Below are 24,452 nucleotides of genomic sequence, written 5' to 3' on the forward strand. Positions count from 1 at the left end.
TGGGCCGCCGCGACCGAAGACCAAGGGCCGGAGCGGATGCTCGGGCCCTTTTTCATTCAAGCCTTGGCGGGGATCGTCAGCCCGCGCTGGACGGCCGGGCGGGCCAGGCCGCGCTCCAGCCAGGCGGCGACGTGCGGAAAGTCCTTGAAACCGACGATCTCCCCCGCCTCGTAGAAGCCGACCAGATTGCGGACCCAGCCCAGGGTCGCGACGTCGGCGATGGAATAGTCGCCCATGATCCAGTCCCTGCCCTCTAGCCGGGTCTCCAGTACGCCCAGCAGGCGGCGGCTCTCGGCGACGTAGCGGTCGCGTGGGCGCTTGTCCTCGTAGTCCTTGCCGGCGAACCTGTGGAAGAAGCCCAGCTGGCCGAACATCGGGCCGATCGCGCCCATCTGGAACATGACCCACTGGATCGTCTCGTAGCGTTCGGCGGGGTCGGCGGAGAGCAGCTTGCCGGTCTTTTCGGCCAGATAGATCAGGATGGCGCCGGATTCGAACAGGGCCAGCGGCTTGCCGCCCGGGCCGTTCGGATCGAGGATCGCGGGGATCTTGCCGTTGGGGTTCAGCGACAGATACTCCGGCTCCCAGGTCTCGTTGGCCGAGATGTCGATGAAATGCGGCTCATAGGCCAGCCCGATCTCCTCCAGCATGATCGAGGCCTTCACCCCATTGGGCGTCGGTAGCGAATAGAGCTGCAGCCGGTCGGGATGCTGGGCCGGCCAGCGCCGGGTGATCGGAAATTGGGACAGGTCGGTCATGGCGAATCCTCCGTGAGACCCTCATGTGGCGCGCGCCTCCCGATCCGCAACCGGGTCCGTTCCTTTTTTGCTCTCAGGTTTGTGTCTGGAAACGCACACAGCGGCGGGCCAGCTTGGCCGTGACCCGATCAGGGTCGAGACTGGAGAGGGCCCCCGATGGCGCACAAGTTCGAGATCTACAAGGACAAGGCCGGCGAGTTCCGCGTCCGCTTCAAATACAACAGCGAGACGATGTTCTCGACCGAAGGCTACAGCTCCAAGGCCTCGGCCCAGAACGCCATCGACTCCATCAAGAAAAACGGCCCGGACGCCGAGGTCGAGGACAACAGCTAGTCCGGCTCGCGCTCGCCCACCTCTGTCGGCGGCGCGGCTATCAGCCAGCCGTCGGCGAGGTGCAGTTCGGGCGTCGCCTCCTTGGTGAAAGGCAAGTACCAGGTCGGGCCGCCGCCTGCGGGGGCGATCTCCAGCATGTCGTCGGCGCCGAAATTCTGGACCGACTTGACCGCGCCCATGACGGCGCCGGCCGTGTCGCGGACCTCGATCCCGATCAGATCGGCGAGGTAGAATTCGTCCTCTTCCGGCTCGGGGAAACGGTCGCGGGGGACGTGCAGCTTCAGGCCGCGCAGGGCGTCGGCCTGTTCCTTGGTCGTGATTTCCTTTGCCCGGCCGACCACGCCGTTCTTGTCCGGCCGGGTCGAGGTCAGGGTCAGGGCGACCGTCCCGTCGGCGCGCAACAGCGGCCCGTAGGCGGTCAGGGCCAGAGGATCGGCGGTGAAGGCGGTCACCCGCACCTCGCCCCGCACCCCGAAACCGCCGCCGATCTGGCCGACGAGGATGAGTCTGCTGTCCTGGGTCATGGGCGTCCTTAGCGCATGAAAAAGGCGGCGTCGAAAGACGCCGCCTTGATCGTATCGAGACCGAAGAACTTAGGCTTCGGTCTTTTCTTCGGCGGCTTCTTCAGCAGCCGGAGCCTCTTCAACAGCAGCCTCGGCGGCCGGAGCTTCGACAGCGGCTTCGACAGCGGCTTCTTCAGCCGGGGCTTCTTCGACGGCCGGAGCGGCGGCGGCGGCTTCGGCTTCAGCCTTGGCGGCGGCGGCGGCTTCAGCAGCCTCGGCCTTGGCGGCGGCTTCGGCTTCCAGACGGTCGGCTTCGCGCTGGGCGCGCTCGGCGGCGCGTTCCTGGGCCTTCTTGCCGGGTTGGGCGCGGTTCGGGTTGTTGGACTGGGTCCATTTCACCTTCTGGCCCAGGGTCTCGTCCTGCGACAGGAAGCGGGCGACGCGGTCGGTCGGCTGGGCGCCCTTGCCGAGCCATTCGGCGATACGCTCGACCTTCAGGGCGACGCGCGGTTGGGCGCCGTCCTTGGGCAGCATCGGGTTGTAGCTGCCGACCTTCTCGATGAACTTGCCGTCGCGCGGCGAGTGCGAGTCGGCGATGACGATGTGGTAGTAGGGGCGCTTCTTGGCGCCGCCGCGGGCCAGACGAATCTTCAGCATTTCAAGTCTCTTTCTAGGATGTCGTTATTTCTTGGGAGGGAAGCCCGGAAGGCCCGGAAGGCCTCCCGGAAGTTGTCCGCCGCCCCCGAGGGGGTTTCCAAGTCCCGCGAGGCGGTCCTGGATGGCTTTCAGTTCGTCGGCGCTAGGTTCCGGCGTCTTGCCGCCGCCCAGGGCCTTCAATCGGTTCATGTCCGGGCCGCCGGCTCCCCCCATGCCGGGGATGCCGCCGCCGCCGAGACCGCCCAGCATGGCGGCCATCTGCTGCATCTTCCTGGGGCCGCCGCGCGCCATCTGCTTGACCACGTCGGCCATCTGGCGGTGCTGTTTCAGAACCCGGTTGACGTCCTGGACCTCGACGCCGGCGCCGGCGGCGATGCGCTTCTTGCGGCTGGCGTTCAGCAGGTCCGGCTTCTTGCGCTCGACCTTGGTCATCGAGGAGATGATAGCTTCCTGGCGCAGGATCATGCGGTCGTCGATGCCGCTTTCGGCCATCTGGCCCTTCATCTTGGCCACGCCGGGCAGCATGCCCATGATGCCCTGAAGCCCGCCCATCCGCTTCATCTGCTGAAGCTGACCGGCCAGGTCGTCCAGGTCGAACTGGCCCTTGGCCAGTTTGCGGGCCATCTTCTCGGCCTTGGCCTGGTCCAGGTCCTGGCTGGCCTTTTCGACCAGGGCGACGATATCGCCCTGGCCCAGGATGCGGCCGGCGACGCGACGGGCGTCGAACACGTCCAGCGCATCGACCTTTTCGCCCGCGCCCAGATATTTGATCGGCAGGCCGGTGACAGCCCGCATCGACAGCATGGCGCCGCCGCGCCCGTCGCCGTCGGCGCGGGTCAGGACCAGGCCGGTCAGAGGCAGGCGTGCGTGGAAGGCGGCGGCGGTGCGTACGGCGTCCTGGCCGGTCAGGCTGTCGGCGACCAGCAGGGTCTCGACGGGCTGGGCGATCTCGGCGACCTCGGCCACCTCGTTCATCAGCCCCTCGTCCAGGGTGATGCGGCCGGCCGTGTCGAGGAGCAGGACGTCGAAGCCCTGAAGCTTGGCCGACTGAAGCGCCCGGCGGGTGATCTGGACCGCGCTCTCGCCCGCCACGATGGGCAGGACAGCGACCTCGATCTGCCGGCCCAGTTGGGCCAGTTGTTCCATCGCGGCCGGACGACGCGTGTCCAGCGAGGCCATCATGACCTTCTTGCGATCGAACTTGGTCAGGCGCAGCGCCAGCTTGGCCGAGGTCGTGGTCTTGCCCGAGCCCTGCAGGCCGGCCATCAGCACCACGGCGGGCGGATTGGCGTTGGTGTTCAGCGGGACCGGCTCTTCGCCGCCCAGCATCTCGATCAGGCCGTCATAGACGATCTTGACCACCTGGTCGGCCGGCTTGACCGAACGGATGACCTCTTCGCCGGTCGCGCGCTCGGTGGCGAAGGCGATGAATTCCTTGACCACGGGCAGGGCGACGTCGGCCTCGAGCAGGGCCACGCGCACCTCGCGCATCGCCTCGGCCACGTCCTTTTCGGACAGGGCGCCGCGGCCGGTGATCCGGTCGAAGACGCCTGTAAGCCGCTCGTTCAGAGCCTCGAACATTCACTACCTCGTGGCGACGGGTGAAACGGCTCCATACGACAACGACCCCCGGCGACGATCACGTCGGCGGAGGGTTCTCGCCAGCCTCGTCCATCAGAGATGGGGTCGTGCTGGTGGAGACGCGAGGTTCACTTGCGTCGGAAGCGGCGGCTTATGAAGGAAAACAAGGGGAATGTCGACTCCCGCGGCCGTTTCGCAGCTCGGAGCAAAGCCCGACCGGCTCGACGCAATGAAATCAGAGGCGAGTCAGACCGAAATATCCACCAGCACGGCCGTCGTCTTTCCCGTCTCGGCGGCTTCCTGGACCTTGGCCTTCATCGCCTCCTGCAGTTTTTGGGCGATCAGTTTGGCTATCTCGTCTTCGACGGCGGCCTGGTGTTCAGCCGGCATGGCGGCGACGTCGCTCTCGCTCATCTTCTTGTCGGACAGGACTTCCGCGCGGAGCCGCTCCTTCAGCTTCTCCATCTGCTGATCGTGCGCCCAGACGCTGAAACCCTTTTCCCGGATCTGGTCCAGATCGCCCTGGATCGACGAGGTCGGCTGATATTTCCCGGTCGACAGGGCTAAACCGACCGAGGCGACATTTCCGATGGAGCCGTTAAGTGACGAAACCGACATGAAAAACGTCTCCCGACAGGCCGGTTCAGCCGGCTGCTGCGGGAGACGTTGCAAGGCGCGGGCCGAGGCCCGGCTCTATTCGTCCTCGGGCAGGTCCTCGTCGGTCGTCGGCGCGTCCGTCTTCGGCTCCGACCCAGGCTCGGTCACGACAATATTCTCCGGCGGGGCGGACAGCTTCGACAGGTCGCCGCCGGCGCGCAGGACGTCGAGCGCGCGCAGCAGCTGGTAGTCCTTCTCCTTGTCGAAGTCCTTGCCCGGGGCTTCGTGGGGGGTGTGCGGTCCCTTGCGCTCGGCGCCGATGGAGGAGTCCAGGGCGGTGGAGTAGGCCGCCTCCGAATAGATGAAGCTGGAGCGCGAGACGATCCGGGCCTCGGCCTCAGACCGGGCCACCTCGAGGTCCGGCTCGATGCCGATCTTCTGGATCGAGGCGCCGGACGGGGTGTAGTAGCGGGCCGTGGTGATCGACAGGGCGCCGTCCTGACCCTGGCGCAACGGGATCACCGTCTGAACCGAGCCCTTGCCGAAGCTGGTCAGGCCGACGACGATCGCCCGCTCATGGTCCTTCAGGGCGCCGGCGACGATTTCCGAAGCCGAGGCCGAGCCGTAGTTGACCAGGACCACCACCGGCAGGCCGCCGGTCAGGTCGCCGGCCTTGGCGGAATAACGCTGAATCTGCTCGGGCTTGCGGCCGCGCTGACTGACGATCTCGCCGCGTTCCAGGAAGGCGTCGGACACGTCGATGGCGGCGTTCAACAAGCCGCCGCCGTTGTTGCGCAGGTCCAGCACATAGCCCTTCACGCCCGGCTTCTGGGCCTTGATCTTGGCGATGGCCTCGGTCAGTTCGCGGCCGGTGTTCTCGTTGAAGGTCGAGACCCGCAGATAGCCGAAGTCGCCCTCGACGCGGCCGGTGACCGACTGGACCTTGATGATTTCGCGGGTCAGGACCACCTCGCGCGGCTCTTCGCCGTCGCGCAGGAAGGTGACGCGGACGCTGGTGCCAACCTCGCCGCGCAGCTTCTCGGACACCTGGGTGACGGTCAGGCCCGCGGCGTTCTGGCCCTCGATCGAGGAGATGACGTCCCCGGCCTGGACCCCGGCCTTGGCGGCGGGGCTTTCGTCCATAGGCGAGATGACCTTCACCAGACCGCCTTCGGAGGTGATGGTCAAGCCGACGCCCGAATACTGGCCCTCGGTCCGCTCGCGCAGTTCGTCATAGCTGGAAGGCGGCAGATAGTTGGAATGGGGATCCAGCGCCGTCATCATGCCGGCGAGAGCGGCCTCGATCAGCTTCTTGTTGTCGACCGGCACCACATAGGCCTGCTCGACGATGCCGACCACGTCGCCGAACAGCTCTAGCATGCGGAAGGTTTCGTTGCGGGGCGTCTGGCTGGTGGCGACGGCGGCCGAGCCGCCGAGAACCAGTGCGGCGCAGCCGACGAGGAGCAGTTTACGCATTCGGTCTCTTTCGGTCGGGCCGATCATGATGGGCGCCCGTTGGGAGGGGTAAGCCTCGCCGACACGACGAAATCGTGGCGACGCGGCGTCGCGCCGATAAAATCAGCGTCGGAGCAGAATGCAAAGCTCTATTGCGGGTTCATCTCAGCCAGGGGCCGGGGTCGATGGGCCGTTCCTCGCGGCGCAGCTCGAAATAGACGTCGCCGTCCGGCCCGCTGCGTCCCAAGGGCTGGCCGTCGGCGACGCGGGCGTCAGGCGTCACCTCCACACTTTCCAGCCCGGCGATCACGGCGCGCCAGCCGGGGCCCAAGTCCAGGATGACCACCTGACCCCAGCCGGTCAGAGGACCGGCATAGGCGACCTTGGCGTCGGCGGGCGCGACCACCGCGGCCCGGTCCGCCCGCCAGCGCCAGCCCGAGGTCCCCGCTCCCCACGTCTGGGTCGGCGCGCCCTGGACCGGCGAACTGAGGCGGCTGCGGCCCGCGGGAAGGCGGGCGGGCGCCGCGTCGGCAGGCTCGGCGGTGGGGACGGAGCCGCCCAGTTCCCGGATTCGGCCTTCCAGCACACGGGCGACGCGTTCGGCGGCGCGGGCCTCAGCGTTCAGCACGGCGGTCAGGGCGGTCTTGCGCGCGGTCACGCCCTCGATCTCGGCGCGGCGGTCGCCTTGAGCGCTCTCGGTCGTCAGCAAGCGCTCCGACGACAGGACGGCTAGACGGCGGATGCGCATGATTTCGTCCTGACGATCAGCCAGGGTCCTGGCCCGCTTCTCCAGATCGGGCGTCATGGCCTTCAGCAGAATGGAGGCGCGCACCGTGTCCACCGCCTTATCCGCCGGCACCAGCAGGGGCGGCGGCGGGCGGCGGCTCATCATCTGCAGGGCGCTGAGCAGCCGGCCCTGGGCGCCGCGTTCCCGGGCCAGGTTCGCGACCAGTTCAGCCTCCCGCACGCTGAGCTGCTGAAGGCGGGCGCGCTGATCCTCGATCTGGCGGTCGTCGGTCCGTTCGTCGGCGCGCAGAGCGGCCAGACGGCGTTCAAGGGTCGTCAGCTCCGCCTTGGCGGCGTCGGCGTCGGCACGCAGACGGCGGGCCCGCACGGCCTCGTCGCGGTATTCCGCCTGGATGCGCGACAGCTCGCTCTCGCCTGCCTGACGCCCCACGGCGGGTGCGGCGAGGACGAGACCCGTCAGCAGGGCGAGGGAGAGTGTGGTGGCGCGACCCATGTCAGTCGCGATGATAGGGTGATCCGGCCAGGATGGTCACGGCCCGATACAACTGTTCCGCCAGCATGGCGCGGGCCAGGGCGTGGGGCCAGGTCTGGGGGCCGAAAGCCAGGGTCGATCCGGCGGCGGCGCGCACGCTCTCGTCCAGCCCGTCGGCCCCGCCGATGGCGAAGACCAGCCGGCGTTCGCCCTGATCGCGCAGTTTGGCCACATGATCGGCGAAGGCGCGCGACGGATAGGTCTTGCCGCGTTCGTCGCAGGCGATCAGATGCGCGCCTTCGGCGGCGGCGAGGATCAGCTCGGCCTCCGGCGCCTTGCCCGGCTTGCGGGCCTCCAGATCGATCAGTTCGAGGGGACCGAGGCCCAGCGCGCGGCCCGCGAGGGTGGCGCGCCGGGCGTAGTCGTCGGCGAGCGTCGCCTCAGGCCCCCGGCCCGGTCGGCCGATGGCGACGATGCTCAGCCTCACGGTCCTAGTCGCGGACCATGCGGTGGGCGGAATCGACGGCCCAGATCTTCTCGATATTGTAGAAGGTCCGTACTTCCGGGCGGAACAGGTGGACGATCACGTCGCCGGCGTCGATCAGAACCCAGTCGCAGTGCGGCAGGCCCTCGACCTTGGCCTTGCCCAGACCCTGTTCCTTGAGGGTGCGCAGCAGGTGGTCGGCAATGGCGCCGACGTGGCGGTGCGACCGGCCCGAGGCGACAATCATGGTGTCGGCCATGGCGCTTTTGCCCTTGAGGTCGATCAGGACCATGTCCTGGGCCTTGTCCTCGTCGAGGCGGGTCAGCAGGGCTTCTTCAAGCGGGGTCGAGCCGACCGGACGCGGGCCGGAATCGCCGAAAGCGGCGACAGACTCGGATCCGTCTTCGGAATGGAGAGGTTCGATAGCGTCCATCTCGTGCGCCGTGTTCGAAACGGCGGCGTCTTGCGTATCATACGCGGGCGAGGGGGTCAGCGGAGGGCTCCGGGAGCGTTGACTAAAGCAGCCCTTTAGCACGGATAGGCCGAAACGTGAACCGGCGCCGGGATCACGAGGCCGAGCGTCGTCCGTCCGAGGTTCGGATCGCGGTCGAGGACAGGGGATTCAGCGGCGCCGTCAGATAGGTCCAGGCAGGGGCCGCCAGGGTCGGCAACAGGCCGGCCTGCTCCGCCGGAACGCGGAAGGTGGCGAACCGCGCGGCCGCCGGGGCGGTGCGGCTGTCGAGCAGAGACCCCGGCCGGGCGATCACCGCCACCGGCGTCAGCCGCATGATGTCGGTCCAGCCCCGCCAGCGGTGGAAACTGGCCAGATTGTCCGACCCCATCAGCCAGACGAAGTGGACGCCGGGGTGGCGGGCGACCAGCAGGCGCAGGGTGTCCACCGTCCAGGCCGTCCCGGCCCGGCTCTCGAAGTCCGACACGATCATCGACGGACCGCGCGCCTGTTCGCGGGCCGAGGCCATGCGGTCTTCCAGGGGGGCGCTGTGGCGGGCGTCCTTCAATGGATTCTGGGGCGAGACCAGCCAGACGACCCGATCCAGGCCCAGGCGACGCATCGCGGTCTCGGCCACATGGGCGTGCCCCTCGTGCGCCGGATTGAAGGAACCGCCGAACAGGCCGACCTTCATCCCCGGCGTCAGGATCAATCCGTCGCGCAACCCCCCGGAGCGGGGGCCGGCGCCTTTGGGCGCGGGACCGGCGTGGAAGAAGGACAAGCGGGCGTCTCGGGGGGAGTTATGCTCAACGGCGCCCTTATCATGGGGCTCGGCGCCTGTCCCCCGATTAATCATCCGCGCTCAGACGGCGGCCTCGAACAGGGCGTCGCGGGCGACGTCGGCGTGGGTCATGGGGAACAGATGCCCGCCGCCGGCCACCGCCTCGACCGAGACATGGGACAGGCCGCGCGGGGCGACGGGCACGCTGGTCAGGGCGCCGTGCTCGGCCTTCAGGATCCGGGTCGGGCCGTGATAGCGCCGTAGCGCCCGCCATGGATTGTGCGCCTGGGCCGAATAATTGGCCGCCTCCCAGGCCGGGGTCGCCGTCAGGGCCAGGCCCTGGGGCGTCTCGGCCAGGCCTTCCGACAGATAGTCGGCCAGCACCATGTCGGGCCAGCCCTTGAAGGCGCCCCGCCCGCGATAGGCGGCCATGGCCTGTTCGCGGCTGTCGAACAGACTGCGGCGGCGCAGGGTGGATTTGGCGAGCGGGATGGCCGCCATCAGCCGGTGGGCGAAGGGCAGGTTGAAGGCCAGCACTGCGGACCGTTTCCAGATCACCGGATCGAACAGGACCAGGCGCGAGACGCGGTCCGGCCGTTCGGCGGCGGCCAACAGCGAGGCGGTGCCCCCCATCGAATGGCCGGCCAGAACCACCGGCGGGCCGTCGATGGACTGGATCAGGCTCAGCAGATCGTCCCTATGGTCCAGCCAACTGGTCTTGGGACGGGCGAACACCGGCAGGTCCGATCCGCCGTGGCCGCGAAGATCCGGCGCCCAGATCCGCAGCGACGCCGACAGGGGCGAGAGCAGGCTTCGATAGGTCGCGGCGTTGAAGCCGTTGGCGTGGGAGAAGATCAGATCGACGGGCCGGTTCGGGTCCCCGTAATCCATCACGGACATCCGGCCCGCGCCCCAGCGGTTGTCGATCGGCACGCTGAGACGGCGGGGCGGGGACATCAGCGCGGCGTCCATGATCATGCAGCCTCTCGGCAGGCGGCGCACAGACCGTGCGCCTCTATGGTCGTGCGGGCGATCGCATAGCCCACGGCGGCCGCGGCGGCGTCTATGACGCCCTGGTCCGGTCCGCTGATCTCACGCGTCGAGCCGCAGCAGTCGCAGATCAGGAAGGCCGCCGCATGGGTCGTCTCCCCTTCGTGACCGGCGCAGGCGACATAGGCGCTGATGGAGGCGATCCGGTGCGCCATGCCCTGGCGTTCCAGGAACTCGAGGGCGCGATATACGGTCGGCGGCTTGGCGGCCTGACCGTCCTCGCCGAACCGGGCGATCAGATCATAGGCCTTCACCGGTTCGCCGGTCTGAAGCAGCAGAGACAGGACCCGCCGGCGCGGCGGCGTCATCCTTTCGCCCGCTGCCGCCATGCGCGCTTCCGCCCCCTCCAGCGCGCGGGTCAGAGCCGCGCCGTTCAGGCCCGAAGGATCGTGGTCATGGTCGCAGGTGGAACTCATGCGCCACAGCTAGTCGCTGACCGCCTCCGCCGCAACAGAACACGGCTTGACGTTTCGTGATGTTATCTCATAACACATTCAGCCCTCCTACCGAAAGAAGTCGTGTCCATGCGTCATTTCGCCCCTCGCTCCCTTCTGTTGTCCGCCGCAACCGGCGCCTTGGCATGGAGCGCCCTGGGCGGCGCCGCTCTGGCCCAGACAGCCCCGGGTCCGACCGCTCAGGTGGACGACATCATCGTCACGGCGACTCCGTTCGGCGTCACCCAGCGCGCGACCACCATCGCCACCGACGTGCTGGACGAGCAGAAGCTGGCCATCGCCCCGGCGACCTCGCTGGGCGATCTGGTCAACGGCATGCCGGGCATCCGTTCGACCGACTTCGCGCCGGGCGCCAGCCGACCGGTGATCCGCGGCCTGTCCGGCCCGCGCGTCCAGGTGCTGACCAACGGCCTGGGCCAGATCGACGCCAGCTCGGTCTCGCCCGACCACGCCGTCGCCACCGATCCCGGCGAGGCTCACCGTATCGAGATCGTGCGCGGCCCGGCGACCCTGATCTATGGCGGCTCGGCCATCGGCGGGGTGGTCAACATCATCGACGACCGCATCCCCGAGACTCTGCCCGAGGGCGGTATCGAGGGCCGGGTCTCGACCCAGTATTCCAGCGTCGACGACGGACGCGGCGCCTCGGGCCATGTCACGGTCGGGGCCGGCCATTTCGCCCTGAACGTCAGCGGCGTGACGCGCAAGACCGACGACTACGACATCCCCTCCCCCGCCCGCTCGCAGGTTCTGGCCGACAGCGACGGCGAGCCGCGCGGCGAGGGCGACAAGCAGCCTAACAGCTGGTCTGAACTGAACGCCTGGGGCGTCGGCGGCTCCTATATCGCCGACAAGGGCTTCGTCGGCCTGTCCTACAAGTCGACCGAGAGCGAATACGGCACGGTGGCCGAGCCGGAGGTCTTCATCAACCTGGAGCAGGAACGCTGGGACGGGCGCGGCGAATACCGCTTCGACAGCGGTCCCTTCGCCAAGGTGCGCGCCTCCTACGGCCATGCCGACTACACCCACACCGAGTTCGAAGGCCCGGGCGAGCCGGGCACCGTCTTCAACTCCGACGGCTGGGAAACGCGCGGCGAACTGATCCAGCGTGAGCAGAACGGCTGGAACGGCGCCGTCGGCGTCCAGGCCCTGGAGCGCAATTTCGAGGCCATCGGCGAAGAGGCCTTCGTCCCGACCGTCAAGATCGAGGAACAGGGCGTCTACACCGTCCAGCGCTACGACCTGGGCCGTTACGGCTTCGAGGGCGGCCTGCGCTACGACCGCCGCACCCTGACCGCCACCCCGATCGGCGAAACGGCCGAGGTCGAGCGCGAGTTCGACAATTGGTCGGCCAGCGCCGCCGCCTTCGTGCGTCCCCAGGCCGGTCTGTTCCTGGGCCTGAGCCTGTCGCGCACCGAAAGGGCGCCCAGCGAGGTCGAGCTGTTCGCCGACGGCGTCCATATCGCCACCGCCGTCTACGAGACCGGCGACGTGAACCTGGACACCGAAAAGGTCACGACCCTGGAAGGCACGGTCCACTATGACCGCGGTGCCTTCACCGGCGACCTGCATGTCTACAAGTCCTGGTACGACGGCTTCATCGACGAGCGGGCGACCGGCGAAGACTTCTACTTCGAGGAAGAGGACGAGCTGTTCCCGATCTATCAGTTCGTCCAGACCGACGCCGACTTCCAGGGCTTCGAGGCCGAGGCCGCCTACGCCCTGTGGCAGAGCGGCGACCGCAAGCTGTCGCTGGAAGGCGCGGCGGACTACGTCAAGGCGGACACCGACCTGGGTCCCGCCGCACGTATCCCGCCGTGGTCCGCGACCGCCCGCCTGGCCTGGACATCGAGGACCTGGGATCTGGCGGGCGAAGTGCGTCACGTCGGCGAGCAGGATCGCCTGTCCGACAACGAACTCCCGACCGACGCCTACACCATGGTCAATCTGCGCGGCGCGGTCCGCCCGTTCGGCGATCGCAACGTCACCGTCTTCGCCGAGGCGCACAATCTGACGGACGAGGAGGCGCGCGAGCATACCTCCTTCCTGAAGGACATCGCGCCCCTGCCCGGACGGAACCTTCGCGTCGGCGTCACCTACGCCTTCTGATCGACGAGCGCGGCCTGGCGGTCCCCCGACCGTCAGGCCGTTTGCCGCTGAGGCGGGCTTGGGCTAGAAGGCCCGCCTCATTCCATTCCAGAGTGCCTGGCTTCTCATGACCGACACGACCAATTCGCCGCTCGAAGGCAATGTCCTCTTCTACACCAACCCCGAGCCGTTGGACCCGACCCTGCACGCAACGCTGGGCGTCAATCCGGCTGAGAAGCCCTATGCCTTCGTGGGCCAGACCAATGTCGTGCCGCTGACGGTGACCGAGTTCGCCGCCGCCGCCCTGTCCTATCCGGTGATCTTCACCGGCGACAACCGGCAGCCGGTCGTGGTCATGGGCCTGCGCCAAGGCGAGAACCTGTTCGTCGCGGCTGACGGCGAGTTCCGTCCCGACGCCTATATCCCGGCCTATGTTCGCCGCTATCCGTTCGTCTTCGCCGACGACAAGCAGAACCAGCGCCTGATCCTGTGCATCGACCGCGGCGCCTCGATCGTGACCGAAGGCGGCCAGAACCCGCTGTTCGTCAACGGCCAGGCCAGCGACTACACCACCATGGCGATGGAGTTCTGCAACAACTTCGAGCAGGAGCGCCAGCGCACCGAAGCCTTCGTCAAACTGATCCAGGACCTGGACCTGTTGGACGTCCGCGAAGCCGTCTTCACGCCGCGCAACCCGGACGGCTCGCCCGGCGCGCCGCAGAAGCTGGCCGAATATTACGCCGTGTCGGAAGACAAGCTGAAGGCTCTGCCGGTCGAGAAGCTGGCCGAGCTGCGCGACAACGGCGCCCTGGGCCAGATCTACGCCCACCTGGTGTCGCTGCTGGGCTGGGATCGTCTGATCGCCCTGGCCTTCCTCCGTCAGGCGCCCGGCACGGTCAACTAAGACCCGCAACCGAGTATCGAGACAACGCCCCGCCGGTCAGCCGGCGGGGCGTTTTTCGTTTCAGCGTCGTGCGAACAACGCCCGCGTCAGGCAGGAAAAGACCAGGCGCCCTGCCTCGTCCAGCAGATCGTGCGAGGCGATGACGATGCCTTTTTCGTCACCGACCGGATCCTTGCCCATCACCGTCATGCGGCCGCGCAACAGTTCGCCCGGCGGCGGATTGCGCATATAGCGCAGTCCGTCCACCGCCAGCACCTTGCTCTGGGCCCAACCGCCGGACTTTTCGGCCGCCATCCGGCTCCACAGGGCGTAGACCATGGCGTCCGGCGCCCCATAGGCGGCGTCCCAACCCGGCGAAAACCGCTCGACGAAGACGTCCAGCGCCGCCGCATCGACTGCGCAGGCGCCCAGGGGCACGACCTGCCCTGTCTCCAGATCCTCGAAATGGACGAGCAGGGGATCGCTCATGGACTTCCTTCAGGCCGGTTCTTCGGAAACGCGAACCAGCAGCTTGCCGTCGTGATCGCCGGTGAACAAGCGGTTCAATGAGTCCACCGCGCCTTCCAGTCCGTCATCGACATGGACCTTCCACTTGACCTTGCCTTCGGCGAGCCACGGGCCCATCTCGGCGACCATTTCGCGGGCGCGGTGGGCGTAGTCCAGCACCAGGAAGCCCTGAACGTTAAGGCGATGGGTGATGAGGCGGGCGAAGTTCGGCGACGGCGGCGCCTTGGTCGCATTATAGGACGACACCAGCCCGCATACGGCCATGCGGCCATGCACCTTCAGACGATTGAACACGGCGATCATGATGTCGCCGCCGACGTTTTCGAAATTCAGTTCGATCCCGTCCGGCGCCAGTCGATCCAGCGCCGTGCCTACATCCTCGTTCTTGTAGTCGACAGCCGCGTCGAAGCCGAGTTCATCCGTCAGCCAGGCGCATTTCTCCGGCCCGCCGGCGATGCCGATGACCCGGCAACCGCGCTGTTTGGCGATCTGCCCGGCGATGGATCCCACCGCGCCGGCCGCCGCCGAGATCACGAGGGTTTCGCCGGCCTTGGCCTTCAAGACATCGGTTACGCCGAAATAGGCGGTCAGGCCGGTCATGCCGAGGACCGACATGTTCGCCGTCAGCGGCATTCCCGGCGCGCGGTGCACCGGTCGCAGGCCGGTGTCCGGCACGACCGCATAATCCGCCCAGCCGCCCGAGGCCGGCATCACCACATCCCCGACCTTGAACCGGTCCGAACGGCTGTGCTCGACGACGCCCAAGGTCAGGCCGCGCATGACCTCGCCCAGGGCTACGGGCGGCAGATAGCCTTCGGAATCGTTCATCCACGTGCGATTGGTCGGATCCAGCGACAGATAGACGGTGCGGACCAGAACCTCTGAATCGTTCAGCGCGGGGATCGGGCTCTCCACCAACTCCAAGTCGCCGGGCTGGATCAGCCCCCGTGGTCGTTGGCGCAGCACCCATTGGCGATTGATCTTGCCGTTCGAAGCCATGCGTCTCTCTCCGTGCGTTTTCTTTATAGACCATCCTGACCCGAGCGAACGCGACGGTCGAGGCCTATTCGGAAAGAAAAAGGGCGACCCATGGCGGGCCGCCCTGAAAGTGGCATCATCGAGAATGAGGCGCGGAGGCGACAGATTGGCTGTCGCCAATCTCAAGTCGGGGGGCGTCGCCGCCTCCGCAGGCCGATAACGGCACGTGTGAACAGTGGTTCCCGACGTCGTCGGATTTATTTCACACGCCACATAACCGGGACAGCCATAGGGCCCGCAGGCGGAACGTCGCCTCTCACCCCGCGTTGAGCGGCGGCCAGAAAAATAACAGCGGGAGCCCCGGACATGACCCAGCAAGATCCCCACGCCAATACAACGAAGGTCCACACGCTTCGCCCGGTGGACGCCAAGTCGGCCCGTCAGGGTCGCTCAGGCACGCGAATTCTGTGGGTTCTGATCCTTTCGGCCGGCGCGGCGGCCTTTTTGATGATCGGGATCTGGTTCTTCAGCCAGTGGGGGCTGTCGGCGACCAACGCCAATGACGGCGATCAGCCGGTGGACGTGCAGGCTTTCCAGGACGACGCCGCCACTCCGCCCGCCGCAGACGCCCCGACGGGACCCAACGGAGAAGCCCGGCCGCAGCCCACCGGCGAAACGCCCAACGTCAACGCCCCGACCGAGCCGTCCAACTGACACGCGGCAGAACCCTCGCGACGCCGTCCCGAGGGTTCTGCCATAGGCCGTCAGGATCTTTTAGGCGGCTTCCTTGTGACGCGAAGGGTGGAAGAACAGCGCCTGACTGATCGCCGCCTTCACCGTCTCCGGCTGGAAGGGTTTGGTGATCAGGAAGGTCGGTTCGGGACGTTCGCCGGTCAGCAACCGTTCGGGGAAGGCGGTGATGAAGATCACCGGCACGTCGATATTCTTCAGGATTTCCTTGACGGCGTCGATCCCCGAAGAGCCGTCGGCCAGCTGGATGTCGGCGAGAACAAGGCCCGGCTTGTGACGGGCGACGGCGTCGATGGCCTCCTCGTGCGTGGTGGCGGCGCCGGTCACGCGGTGACCCAGTTCCTTCACCAGGCTCTGGATGTCGGCGGAGATGATGGCCTCGTCCTCGATCACCAGGACGTCGGTCGCCAGTTCGGCGTCGATGTCGGACTGGGCGTCCGCGATCAGGCGTTCGACGTCGCGCGCGTCAGCCGACAGGATCTGGGCCGCTTCCGACGGCGTGAAGCCCTCGAGCGCGGTCAGCAAAAACGCCTGACGGGACCGCGGCGCGATGCGGAGCAGCCGGCTCGAGGCGTCGCTGCCGCCTTCGGCCTCGCCGCCGTCCTCCAACTGCGCTCCGGTCGAGGACCAGATGGCGTGAAAGACGTGATACAGGGCGACGCGAGGCGTCATTTCCGGCGAAAGCTGTTGCTCGCCTGCAGCCAGCGCTTCCAGCGCGACGCGGACATAGTTGTCGCCGGTGGCCTGATCGCCCGTCAGCGCCCGCGCATAGCGACGGACATAGGGCAGGTGCGGCGCAAGTCTGGCCAATAGGCTCATATAGGTAGTCCCCGACAAAGTTTGCTGAACCGTCCCTTCGGACGCAGCGCTACAGCGGATCGAAACGTATGAAATGGATCACGGTTCCGCACGGCCTCGCAAGCTTGAGTATTTAATCTCGAAGGGGAGGAACCCAGCGACGAGGGCGACGTTATCTACGCTGCATTTCTGCACTGCAGTTGGGTGGGCGGTGTTCTGTCTATGATTGATTCTTCCGATTCCTCGCGGCGCAAGGGCGCCGACAAAGCGGGGGAGGCGGGGCTCGAGGAAGCTCGGCTTCGCCAACAGGCTATCGGCGTCAAATTGCGCCATATGTTCGACGAGGTCGTCAACGAACCCGTGCCAGATGAATTCCTGGACATTCTGAAGCGCGCCGACGCCAAGTCATCGGGTGGTGGCGCATGAGTTCCCCTCGCCTGGGCGCCGCGCCTAAACCCGCGTCCGCAGATGACGAGGGCTTCAAGCGCGAACTGGTCCAGCTGATTCCTCATCTGCGCGCCTTCGCGCGAACCTTGACCGGCGATCCGACCGCAGCAGACGACCTGGCCCAGGACGCCATGATGAAGGCGTGGGACGCCCGCGCCAGCTATCAGATGGGCACCAACATGAAGGCCTGGACCTTCATGATCCTGCGCAACCAGTTCTATTCCGAAAAACGCCGGTCCTGGCGCCAGTCGCAACTGGATCAGGAAGCGGCCGAGCGGACCCTGGTGGCGGTCGATGATCCCGAGGCGCCGGTCGCCCTGGACGAACTGCGTCAAGCGCTGAAGACCCTGCCTGAAGAACAGCGCGAGGCCCTTATCCTCGTCGGCGCGGGCGGTTTCGCCTATGAAGAGGCGGCCGAAATCTGCGGCTGCGCCGTGGGGACCGTGAAAAGCCGGGTCAGCCGCGCGCGCCGGGCGCTTCAGGCCACGCTCGAAAAGGGCGGTTACGGGCGCGACGGCAAGGCCGCCGGCGACGCCATGCGCACCATCCTGGGCGAGGCCGACAGACTGGCCGGCGCCAGGTCCTGAGCCTCGGTGACGCAGGGGTCCAGATCAGGCGACGCCGAGACCCGGCCTCGTCTCGGCCGGAAATGGAGCACGGCCCGGTTTCAGGGCATCCGCTTTCGGCTCGGCACGGCCATGGCCCTGGCCCTGCTGCCCTTCTTCATCCTGATCCTGATCCAGACCCAGGCTGACTTCAGCCGACAGGCGGAGGATCGCAAGATCGATCTGCAACTGGCCGCGGAACGCAGCGCCGGCGACGCCAAGGCGCGGCTGGACAGCGCCCAGGTGCTGTTGCGGGCCCTCAGTCCAGATGCGCTCGGCCCCTATTGCGCCCCGCGTCTTACGGCCCTGGTCGATCGGCTGGAGGGCTACGAAGGCCTGTACCGCCTCAGCCCCACCGGCGATGCGGTCTGCTCGTCCGGGCGGCTGGACGGCCTTCGTTCCGGCGTGGCCCCGGCAGCGCAGGCGGACTGGTTCCAGCGCCTGCGACAAGGCGAGGAAATGGTCGTGGTCCGGGCGCCGGCCGACGCAGGCTATCCGGCGGCCCTGATCATCGCCATCCGCGCGGAGCGGCCGATGGGACGGTTCGACGGCGCCATGGCCGCCGTCATTCCCCTGTCCGTCCTTCAGCCCGACATCCGCGATCCCGCCCTGCCCGCCGCATCCGAGGCCGCCCTGACCGACGGCGCGGGCCGCATACTGATCGCCAGCGATCCCGCAGCCTTCCACCTGTCCGACGGCGGCGACGTGTCGGGCTGGGTCGCCCGAGCACGTGACAGGGGTTCGGCCGTCTTCGCAGCGACCGACAGTCGTAATCAGCGCCGCGACTACGCCGGCGCCGTGCTCGCGGGCGGCGATCTCTATGCCCTGTTGTCGGCGCCGGCGCCGGGACTGCTATCGTGGGCGCGGCTGAATCCGATCGGCACCCTGCTGCTGCCGCTGGGCGCCTGGCTGGCCGCCTTCGCGGCGGTCATGCTGCTGTCGGAACGCATCTTCATCCGCTGGCTCGACTATCTGGAGCGGATCGCGGCCCTCTACGCCAGGGGACGGTTCTCGGTGCGGCCGTTGCAGGCGATGAACGCTCCGTCCGAGATTCGCACCATGGCCCGGACCCTGGACGAGATGGCCGAGGCCATCACCGTCCGCGACCGCGAGCTGATGAACTCCATCGCCGAGAAGGACGCGCTGATGCGCGAGATCCATCACCGGGTGAAGAACAATCTGCAGATCATCTCCTCCCTGCTGTCCATGCAGCAACGGGCCCTGACCGACGCCCCGGCCAAGGCGGCCCTGGGCGACACGCGCCAGAGGATTTCGGCCCTCGCCCTTATCTATCGCACCCTCTACCAGAGCGAGGATATCCGTCACGCCGACGCACGCGACTTCCTCACCGAACTGGTCGGGCAGCTGATCGCCAGCGAAGCCGGCAGAGGACCGGTCGTGATCAGTTCAGTGGATGCGGATTCCCTGCTGGTCGATCCCGACAAGCTGGCGCCGCTCGCCCTCTGGCTGGTCGAGGCGGTGACGAACGCTCAGAAGCACGCCTTCGCGGGGCGGGGCGGGTCGCTGAAGGTCCGCTTCCGGGTTCACGGCGACACTTCGGTGTTGGAGGTCGAAGACGACGGTCCCGGCCTCGCGTCCGGTGCGGAGGCGGGTGTCGGACGAACCCTGATGGGGGCCTTCGCCAAACAGTTGCGGGGCGAAGCGGAATTCTTCGAGGCGCCGGAAGGCGGAGCTATCGCCCGCATGACCTTCGCAACGCCTGAAGCGCTTTCGCCCGTGGATCCCGCCGACAAGACGAGCGCGGCCGACGGAACCGGCGCCGTGCGGTCGCGTTGAGAAGGCCAAGACCGACAGACTCCCGTGTCGGCTCAACCGGAGCTTTCTCATGCGCAAGATTTTCGTACTGTTCGCCGCCGCCGCCGCCCTGACCACCGCCGCCTGCAACACCGTCGAAGGCGTGGGCCGCGACACCCAGGCCGCCGGTCAGGCCGTCACGGGCGCCGCCCAGGACGCCCAGAACTGATCGTCCGCGGCCTCGGCCGCATAGACGACGCTTGCAAGGCCCCGCTTCGTCGGGGCCTTGTTCGTTTCAGGACCGCCTCAGGAGACTTGTCGTGAACCAGACCGCCCGCAACGCCGGCCTCGCCCTTCTTCGCCAGCACGCGCTGATCGCCGGAGAGCCGATACCCGCGAACGGCGGCGGCATCGCGGTGGATGACCCGGCGACCGGTGAGATCATCGGCCATATCCCTGATCTTGGCGTGGCCGAGACCGAGCGCGCCGTCCAGGCCGCCGCCGAGGCCTTCCCGGACTGGTCGCGGTCCGATCCACACAGGCGGGCCCTGTTCCTGCGCAAATGGGCCCTGCTCATCGACGAAAATATCGAGGGGTTGGGCGCCCTGATGTCCCTGGAGAACGGCAAGCCGTTCGCCGAGGCCAAGGGCGAGGTCGCCTATGCCAACGGCTTCCTGAAATGGTTCGCCGGCGAGGCCGAACGGCTGATCGGCGAGACCCAGGACAGCCCTCTGGGCCATCTGCTGCTGACCTATCGCGAGGCAGTGGGGCCGTGCGCCCTGATCACCCCGTGGAACTTCCCGGCCGCCATGTTGACCCGCAAGCTGGGGCCGGCCTTCGCCGCCGGCTGCACCGCCGTGGTCAAGCCGGCCAGCCAGACCCCCTTCACCGCCATCGCCCTGGCCGAACTGGCCTATCAGGCCGGCTTGCCAATCGGCGCCCTGTCCATCGTCACGGGCGAGGCCTCGGTGATCGGTCAGGTGATGACCGACAGCCCGCTGATCCGCAAACTGTCCTTCACCGGATCGACCGGAGTGGGCCGCAAACTGGCCGCGCAGTGCGCGCCGACCCTGAAACGGGTTTCGATGGAGCTGGGCGGGGCGGCGCCCCTGATCGTCTTCGCCGACGCCGACCTGGATCTGGCGGTGGCGGAGACCATCAAGGGCAAGTTCCGCAACGCAGGCCAGACCTGCATCTGCCCCAACCGAGTCTATGTCGAACGGTCGGTCGCCGAGGCCTATGCCGAGAAGCTGGCTGCCGAGGTGGCGAAGATCAAGGTCGGCGCCGCCTTCGAAGACGGGGTCACGGTCGGGCCGCTGATCGAAGACAAGGCCATCGAAAAGGTGGAACGCCATGTGGCGGCGGTCGTCGCCGACGGCGGGCGCGTCCTGACCGGCGGCGCGCGCCATGACCTGGGCGGCCGCTTCTTCCAGCCCACCGTGACCCTGGGCGGAAACGACGAACTGTTCCGCGAAGAAGAGACCTTCGGCCCGATGATCCCCGTCTTCCCGTTCAACACCGAGGAAGAAGCGCTGGAAAAGGCCAACGCCAGCGAGTTCGGCCTGGCCTCCTATCTGTTCACCCGCGACCTGGACCGCGCCATGCGGTTCAGTCGTAGGATCGAGGCGGGCATGTGCGGGGTCAACACCGGCCTGATCTCCACCGCCGTCGCCCCGTTCGGCGGGGTCAAACAGTCCGGCTACGGCCGCGAGGGCTCGATCCACGGCATCGACGAATATGTTGACGTGAAGACGGTGACCCTGGCGCTGAGGTAGGGTCAGACCCTTTTCAGGGACCGGCCGAAATCAGCCACATCCTGGATCATCAAGTCCTGACCTTCGAACCAGAAGCTTGTGAGGGCCTCATGGTTCAAAGCGACCCACTCCAGAGCCTTGGGCGCGATCCGCTTAAGATCGCGCTCCTCCAGACTGCTCGCCAGGACACGGGGGTTTGGATCTATCGAAATCGATGCGCTGGGCTGGCCCCTGCCCGTCTTGAGATAGAGTTTGATCTTCGGACCATGGCCGCCCAATGCGGTTGAAATGAAGACGGTCGCCAGCACCCCGGTCCAGTCGGGCGGCAGATTAGCCATCTCGAAGACGTCCTCCTCGCCCAGCGCGCGCAGTTCTTCATCGAGCGTGGGCTCGCGATCAGTCCAGACAGCGATGCTTTCTTCTACACCCATGCCCCCCTGATCTTCCTGCGTCCCAAGGGCGTCAAGGCCACACAATCTAAACGGGCAGCGCCCCGCGCTTGACGACCGACCGCATGGCCACGCTGGACGAGACCCGATGCACCCCCGGCAGGCGGGTCAGGGTCTTGGCGTGGACCCGCTCCAGATCGTCGACGTCGCGCACCACCAGCCGCAGCAGATAGTCGGCGCCCCCGGTCATCAGATAACATTCCATCACCTCGGGCGCGGCGGCGACGGCTTGTTCGAAGGCGGTCAGCACCGCCTCGGACTGGGACGACAGAGTGACGGTGACGAAGACGCTGATCGGCAGGCCCACGGCCCGTTCGCTGATCACGGCGGCGTAGTGGTCGATCACCCCGACCGCCTCCAGCGCCCGCAGCCGACGCAGACAGGCGCTTTCCGACAGCGCAACCTGCCGCGCCAGGTCGGCGTTGGTCACGCGGCCGTCCTGCTGCAAAAGGCGGAGCATTTTTCTGTCGGTTCCGTCCAGTTCGACGGCGGAAACAGTCTTCATAGTCGCAATTCCTCGCAGATGCTGCGCATGTACGGCGATCAGATCGCGAAATGAACAGGATTCTGCGCCCCGCTCGGCGCTATATCTTCGGCAAAGGCGATCCGCTCACACAACGGACGCCGCCAATATCCAAGGAGAGGCTCCCATGCGCGTCGGCGTTCCCAGCGAGATCAAGAAGAACGAACACCGGGTCGGCCTGACGCCGACGGCGGTGCGCGAATATGTGGCCCACGGCCATAGCGTCTCTGTGCAGACCGGCGCCGGTCTGGGCGCCGGTTTCACCGACGCTGATTACGAAAAGGCGGGCGCGACTCTGGTCGCCGACGCCGCGACCGTCTTCGCGAACAACGACATGATCGTGAAGGTCAAGGAGCCCCAGAAGGTCGAGTGGGAGATGCTGCGCGAGGACCAGATCCTTTACACCTATCTGCACCTCGCGCCTGACCCGGAACAGACCAAGGGCCTGCTGGCGTCGAAATGCGCCGCGGTGGCCTATGAGACCGTCACCGACGCCCGCGGCGGCCTGCCGCTGCTGGCGCCCATGTCGGAAGTCGCCGGCCGGATCGCCGTCTTCTCGGCGGCCGAGACCCTGCTGAAGCACAACGGTGGCATGGGCCTGCTGTTCTGCGGCGTGCCGGGCGTGGCGCCGGCGCGGGTTCTGGTGCTGGGTGGCGGCGTCGTCGGTCTGAACGCGGCGCGGATGGCCATGGGCCTGGGCGCCGAGGTGGTGGTGCTGGAACGCTCGATCCCGCGCATGGCCTATATTGACGAAGTCACCCAGGGCCGGGTCATCACCCGCTATTCGTCCATCGGCGCGATCGACGAAGAGATCGTCAAGGCCGACGTGGTCATCGGCGCCGTCCTGGTGCCCGGCGCCTCGGCGCCCAAACTGGTCAAACGCGAGCACCTGACCAAGATGAAGCCCGGTTCGGTCCTGGTTGACGTCGCCATCGACCAGGGCGGCTGTTTCGAGACCTCAAAGCCGACGACCCACGAAGACCCCACCTATGTCATCGACGGCGTGGTCCATTATTGCGTCGCCAACATGCCGGGCGCCGCGCCGCGCACCAGTTCCGAGGCCCTGAACAACGCCACCTTGCCGTTCGGCCTGGCCCTGGCGGACAAGGGCTTGGACGCCCTGAAGACCGACCCGCACCTGGCGCGCGGCCTGAACGTGCTGAAGGGCGAGATCACCTATCCGGCGGTGGCGCAGGCGCTGGGGATGGAATGGAGCGACCCGTTCGGGGTGTGGGCGAAGGGGTGACGCCTCCTCCTTCTCGCCTTGCGGGAGAAGGCAGCCCAGAGGGCCGGATGAGGGGTGACACGGGCGTCCAAGCGCCTGTGAAACCCCTCGCCCGACGGCGCCAGAACGACGGCTTCGTCGCCGTGCGCGGTCTCCCTCTCCCGCAAGGGGAGAGGGCGTCTGTAATTTTGCGCCGTCTTGCGGCATAAGCCCGCGATGAAATTCCTCGACCAAGCCAAGATCTATATTCGCTCCGGCAACGGCGGCGCGGGCTCCGTGTCGTTCCGGCGCGAGAAATTCATTCCCAACGGCGGTCCGGACGGCGGCGACGGCGGTAAGGGCGGCGACGTCTGGATCGAGGCGGTCGACGGTCTGAACACCCTGATCGACTATCGCTATCAGCAGCATTTCAAGGCCCAGACCGGCCACCACGGCCAGGGCCGCCAGATGCACGGCGGCAAGGGCGAGGACGTGCATCTGAAGGTGCCGGTCGGCACCCAGGTGCTGGACGAGGACAAGGAGACGGTCCTGCTGGACATGGACACGCCCGGCAAGATGGAACTGCTGCTGAAGGGCGGCAACGGCGGCTGGGGCAATGTCCGTTTCAAGGGCCCGACGAACCAGGCGCCCGCCTACGCCAATCCTGGCCAGGACGGGCAGGAGCGCTGGATCTGGCTGCGGCTGAAGCTGATCGCCGACATCGGTCTGGCCGGCCTGCCCAATGCGGGCAAGTCGACCTTCCTGGCGGCCGCCAGCGCCGCCAAGCCCAAGATCGCCGACTATCCGTTCACCACCCTGGCGCCGAACCTTGGGATGGTGGACCTGTCGCCGTCCGAGCGGTTCGTCATCGCCGACATCCCCGGCCTGATCGAGGGCGCCAGCGACGGCGCCGGTCTGGGCACCCGCTTCCTGGGCCATGTGGAGCGTTCGGCCAGCCTGATCCACCTGATCGACGGGACGCAGGACAACGTCGCCGAGGCCTACCGGATCATCCGGGGCGAGCTGGAGGCCTATGGCGAAGGCCTGGCCGACAAGGCCGAGATCCTGGCCCTGAACAAGATCGACGCCCTGACGCCGGAAGCGCGCGAGGAAAAGGCCGCGGAACTGGAAGCCGTGGCCGGTCGCCGGCCGATGCTGGTGTCGGGCGTGTCCGGCGAGGGCGTGCCCGCCCTGCTGCGCGCCGCCTGGGCCGAGGTGAAGAAGACCCGGGGGGCCCTGGCCGGCGAGAGCGATGCCGATCAAACCTCGGGCTGGCAACCGTAAGGCCGTCGACAGGTGTGACGCCTGGACCGCACCGAAGGATTTCGATTTCGAAATCTCGCGGCGATCAAGCGCACGACGGTTT

At 67.3% G+C, this 24,452-nt stretch carries 28 protein-coding genes; 11 read left to right on the forward strand and 17 right to left on the reverse strand.

Going from position 1 to position 24,452, the window contains the following annotated elements:
• Positions 1–56: 56 nt before the first annotated feature.
• Positions 57–758, reverse strand: coding sequence for a glutathione binding-like protein (locus H2037_RS12535; protein ID WP_292122469.1), 702 nt, complete (start codon positions 756–758; stop codon positions 57–59).
• Between the two features lie 156 nt (positions 759–914).
• Here H2037_RS12535 and H2037_RS12540 point away from each other — a divergent pair, with 156 nt between their 5' ends.
• A complete protein-coding gene (locus H2037_RS12540; protein WP_292122471.1) occupies positions 915–1,091 on the forward strand; it encodes a YegP family protein in 177 nt (58 codons plus the stop codon).
• Here the strand turns inward: H2037_RS12540 and rimM are convergent.
• The 11 genes from rimM to H2037_RS12595 form a co-directional block, all read right to left on the reverse strand.
• Positions 1,088–1,615, reverse strand: coding sequence for a ribosome maturation factor RimM (gene rimM, locus H2037_RS12545; protein WP_292122474.1), 528 nt, complete (start codon positions 1,613–1,615; stop codon positions 1,088–1,090). The two genes, H2037_RS12540 and rimM, sit on opposite strands and share 4 nt — an antisense overlap.
• Positions 1,616–1,684: 69 nt before the next feature.
• Complete coding sequence (gene rpsP, locus H2037_RS12550; protein WP_292122477.1) at positions 1,685–2,251, reverse strand: 30S ribosomal protein S16; 567 nt, start codon at positions 2,249–2,251, stop codon at positions 1,685–1,687.
• Between the two features lie 24 nt (positions 2,252–2,275).
• Positions 2,276–3,832 (reverse strand): signal recognition particle protein, encoded by a 1,557-nt coding sequence (gene ffh, locus H2037_RS12555; protein WP_292122482.1) that lies wholly within the window; start codon positions 3,830–3,832, stop codon positions 2,276–2,278.
• A 246-nt stretch (positions 3,833–4,078) separates the two neighbouring features.
• Complete coding sequence (locus tag H2037_RS12560) at positions 4,079–4,450, reverse strand: hypothetical protein (RefSeq protein WP_292122485.1); 372 nt, start codon at positions 4,448–4,450, stop codon at positions 4,079–4,081.
• Between the two features lie 75 nt (positions 4,451–4,525).
• Positions 4,526–5,905, reverse strand: coding sequence for a S41 family peptidase (locus H2037_RS12565; RefSeq protein WP_292122488.1), 1,380 nt, complete (start codon positions 5,903–5,905; stop codon positions 4,526–4,528).
• Positions 5,906–6,044: 139 nt separating this feature from the next.
• Positions 6,045–7,124, reverse strand: coding sequence for a peptidoglycan DD-metalloendopeptidase family protein (locus tag H2037_RS12570; RefSeq protein WP_292122491.1), 1,080 nt, complete (start codon positions 7,122–7,124; stop codon positions 6,045–6,047).
• A gap of 1 nt (position 7,125) precedes the next feature.
• A complete protein-coding gene (rlmH, locus tag H2037_RS12575) occupies positions 7,126–7,590 on the reverse strand; it encodes a 23S rRNA (pseudouridine(1915)-N(3))-methyltransferase RlmH (RefSeq protein ID WP_292122494.1) in 465 nt (154 codons plus the stop codon).
• A gap of 4 nt (positions 7,591–7,594) precedes the next feature.
• Positions 7,595–8,020, reverse strand: a complete 426-nt coding sequence (gene rsfS, locus H2037_RS12580; protein WP_292122497.1) for a ribosome silencing factor — start codon at positions 8,018–8,020, stop codon at positions 7,595–7,597.
• Positions 8,021–8,153: 133 nt separating this feature from the next.
• Positions 8,154–8,819, reverse strand: coding sequence for a nicotinate-nucleotide adenylyltransferase (locus H2037_RS12585; protein WP_292122499.1), 666 nt, complete (start codon positions 8,817–8,819; stop codon positions 8,154–8,156).
• A gap of 81 nt (positions 8,820–8,900) precedes the next feature.
• Positions 8,901–9,797, reverse strand: a complete 897-nt coding sequence (locus H2037_RS12590; protein WP_292122502.1) for an alpha/beta hydrolase — start codon at positions 9,795–9,797, stop codon at positions 8,901–8,903.
• Entirely contained in the window at positions 9,794–10,285 is a 492-nt protein-coding gene (locus H2037_RS12595; protein ID WP_292122504.1) for a Fur family transcriptional regulator, read from the reverse strand. Before H2037_RS12595 ends, H2037_RS12590 begins: the two co-directional genes overlap by 4 nt.
• Positions 10,286–10,393: 108 nt before the next feature.
• Between H2037_RS12595 and H2037_RS12600 the strand changes: the two genes are divergently transcribed.
• Both H2037_RS12600 and H2037_RS12605 read left to right on the forward strand, forming a co-directional pair.
• Positions 10,394–12,433, forward strand: a complete 2,040-nt coding sequence (locus H2037_RS12600) for a TonB-dependent receptor (RefSeq protein WP_292122507.1) — start codon at positions 10,394–10,396, stop codon at positions 12,431–12,433.
• A 106-nt stretch (positions 12,434–12,539) separates the two neighbouring features.
• Complete coding sequence (locus H2037_RS12605; protein ID WP_292122511.1) at positions 12,540–13,316, forward strand: SapC family protein; 777 nt, start codon at positions 12,540–12,542, stop codon at positions 13,314–13,316.
• A gap of 60 nt (positions 13,317–13,376) precedes the next feature.
• Here the strand turns inward: H2037_RS12605 and H2037_RS12610 are convergent, their stop codons facing one another.
• Both H2037_RS12610 and H2037_RS12615 read right to left on the reverse strand, forming a co-directional pair.
• Positions 13,377–13,784 (reverse strand): acyl dehydratase, encoded by a 408-nt coding sequence (locus H2037_RS12610; RefSeq protein ID WP_292122514.1) that lies wholly within the window; start codon positions 13,782–13,784, stop codon positions 13,377–13,379.
• 9 nt (positions 13,785–13,793) lie between these two features.
• Complete coding sequence (locus H2037_RS12615; protein WP_292122517.1) at positions 13,794–14,822, reverse strand: NADP-dependent oxidoreductase; 1,029 nt, start codon at positions 14,820–14,822, stop codon at positions 13,794–13,796.
• 345 nt (positions 14,823–15,167) lie between these two features.
• Here H2037_RS12615 and H2037_RS12620 point away from each other — a divergent pair, with 345 nt between their 5' ends.
• Complete coding sequence (locus tag H2037_RS12620; protein ID WP_292122518.1) at positions 15,168–15,515, forward strand: hypothetical protein; 348 nt, start codon at positions 15,168–15,170, stop codon at positions 15,513–15,515.
• A 60-nt stretch (positions 15,516–15,575) separates the two neighbouring features.
• Here H2037_RS12620 and H2037_RS12625 read toward each other — a convergent pair whose 3' ends face one another.
• Positions 15,576–16,370, reverse strand: coding sequence for a response regulator (locus H2037_RS12625; RefSeq protein ID WP_292122521.1), 795 nt, complete (start codon positions 16,368–16,370; stop codon positions 15,576–15,578).
• 201 nt (positions 16,371–16,571) lie between these two features.
• Here H2037_RS12625 and H2037_RS12630 point away from each other — a divergent pair, with 201 nt between their 5' ends.
• The 5 genes from H2037_RS12630 to H2037_RS12650 all read left to right on the forward strand — a co-directional run bounded on the left by H2037_RS12630 (position 16,572) and on the right by H2037_RS12650 (position 20,931).
• Complete coding sequence (locus H2037_RS12630; protein WP_292122524.1) at positions 16,572–16,775, forward strand: NepR family anti-sigma factor; 204 nt, start codon at positions 16,572–16,574, stop codon at positions 16,773–16,775.
• Positions 16,772–17,383 carry a sigma-70 family RNA polymerase sigma factor gene (locus H2037_RS12635; protein ID WP_292122526.1) on the forward strand — a complete coding sequence of 204 codons (612 nt, stop codon included), beginning with the start codon at positions 16,772–16,774 and terminating at the stop codon, positions 17,381–17,383. The genes H2037_RS12630 and H2037_RS12635 overlap by 4 nt, the downstream gene beginning before the upstream one ends.
• A 111-nt stretch (positions 17,384–17,494) precedes the next feature.
• Positions 17,495–19,198 carry a sensor histidine kinase gene (locus tag H2037_RS12640; protein ID WP_292122663.1) on the forward strand — a complete coding sequence of 568 codons (1,704 nt, stop codon included), beginning with the start codon at positions 17,495–17,497 and terminating at the stop codon, positions 19,196–19,198.
• 49 nt (positions 19,199–19,247) lie between these two features.
• Positions 19,248–19,385 carry an entericidin A/B family lipoprotein gene (locus H2037_RS12645; protein ID WP_292122528.1) on the forward strand — a complete coding sequence of 46 codons (138 nt, stop codon included), beginning with the start codon at positions 19,248–19,250 and terminating at the stop codon, positions 19,383–19,385.
• Between the two features lie 91 nt (positions 19,386–19,476).
• Positions 19,477–20,931: an NAD-dependent succinate-semialdehyde dehydrogenase gene (locus tag H2037_RS12650; RefSeq protein WP_292122533.1), complete on the forward strand. Its 1,455-nt coding sequence runs from the start codon at positions 19,477–19,479 to the stop codon at positions 20,929–20,931.
• Positions 20,932–20,933: 2 nt separating this feature from the next.
• On the opposite strand, the gene H2037_RS12655 is transcribed toward H2037_RS12650, so the two are convergent.
• Positions 20,934–21,341, reverse strand: coding sequence for a hypothetical protein (locus H2037_RS12655; RefSeq protein ID WP_292122535.1), 408 nt, complete (start codon positions 21,339–21,341; stop codon positions 20,934–20,936).
• A 46-nt stretch (positions 21,342–21,387) separates the two neighbouring features.
• Entirely contained in the window at positions 21,388–21,864 is a 477-nt protein-coding gene (locus tag H2037_RS12660; RefSeq protein WP_292122538.1) for an Lrp/AsnC family transcriptional regulator, read from the reverse strand.
• Between the two features lie 145 nt (positions 21,865–22,009).
• Here H2037_RS12660 and ald point away from each other — a divergent pair, with 145 nt between their 5' ends.
• Positions 22,010–23,128, forward strand: a complete 1,119-nt coding sequence (ald, locus tag H2037_RS12665) for an alanine dehydrogenase (RefSeq protein ID WP_292122541.1) — start codon at positions 22,010–22,012, stop codon at positions 23,126–23,128.
• A gap of 195 nt (positions 23,129–23,323) precedes the next feature.
• Entirely contained in the window at positions 23,324–24,370 is a 1,047-nt protein-coding gene (gene obgE, locus H2037_RS12670) for a GTPase ObgE (protein ID WP_292122545.1), read from the forward strand.
• Positions 24,371–24,452 lie beyond the last annotated feature (82 nt).

The sequence above is a fragment of the Brevundimonas sp. genome (genome assembly GCF_013912065.1).
In the GTDB taxonomy this organism is placed as follows: Bacteria; Pseudomonadota; Alphaproteobacteria; order Caulobacterales; family Caulobacteraceae; genus Brevundimonas.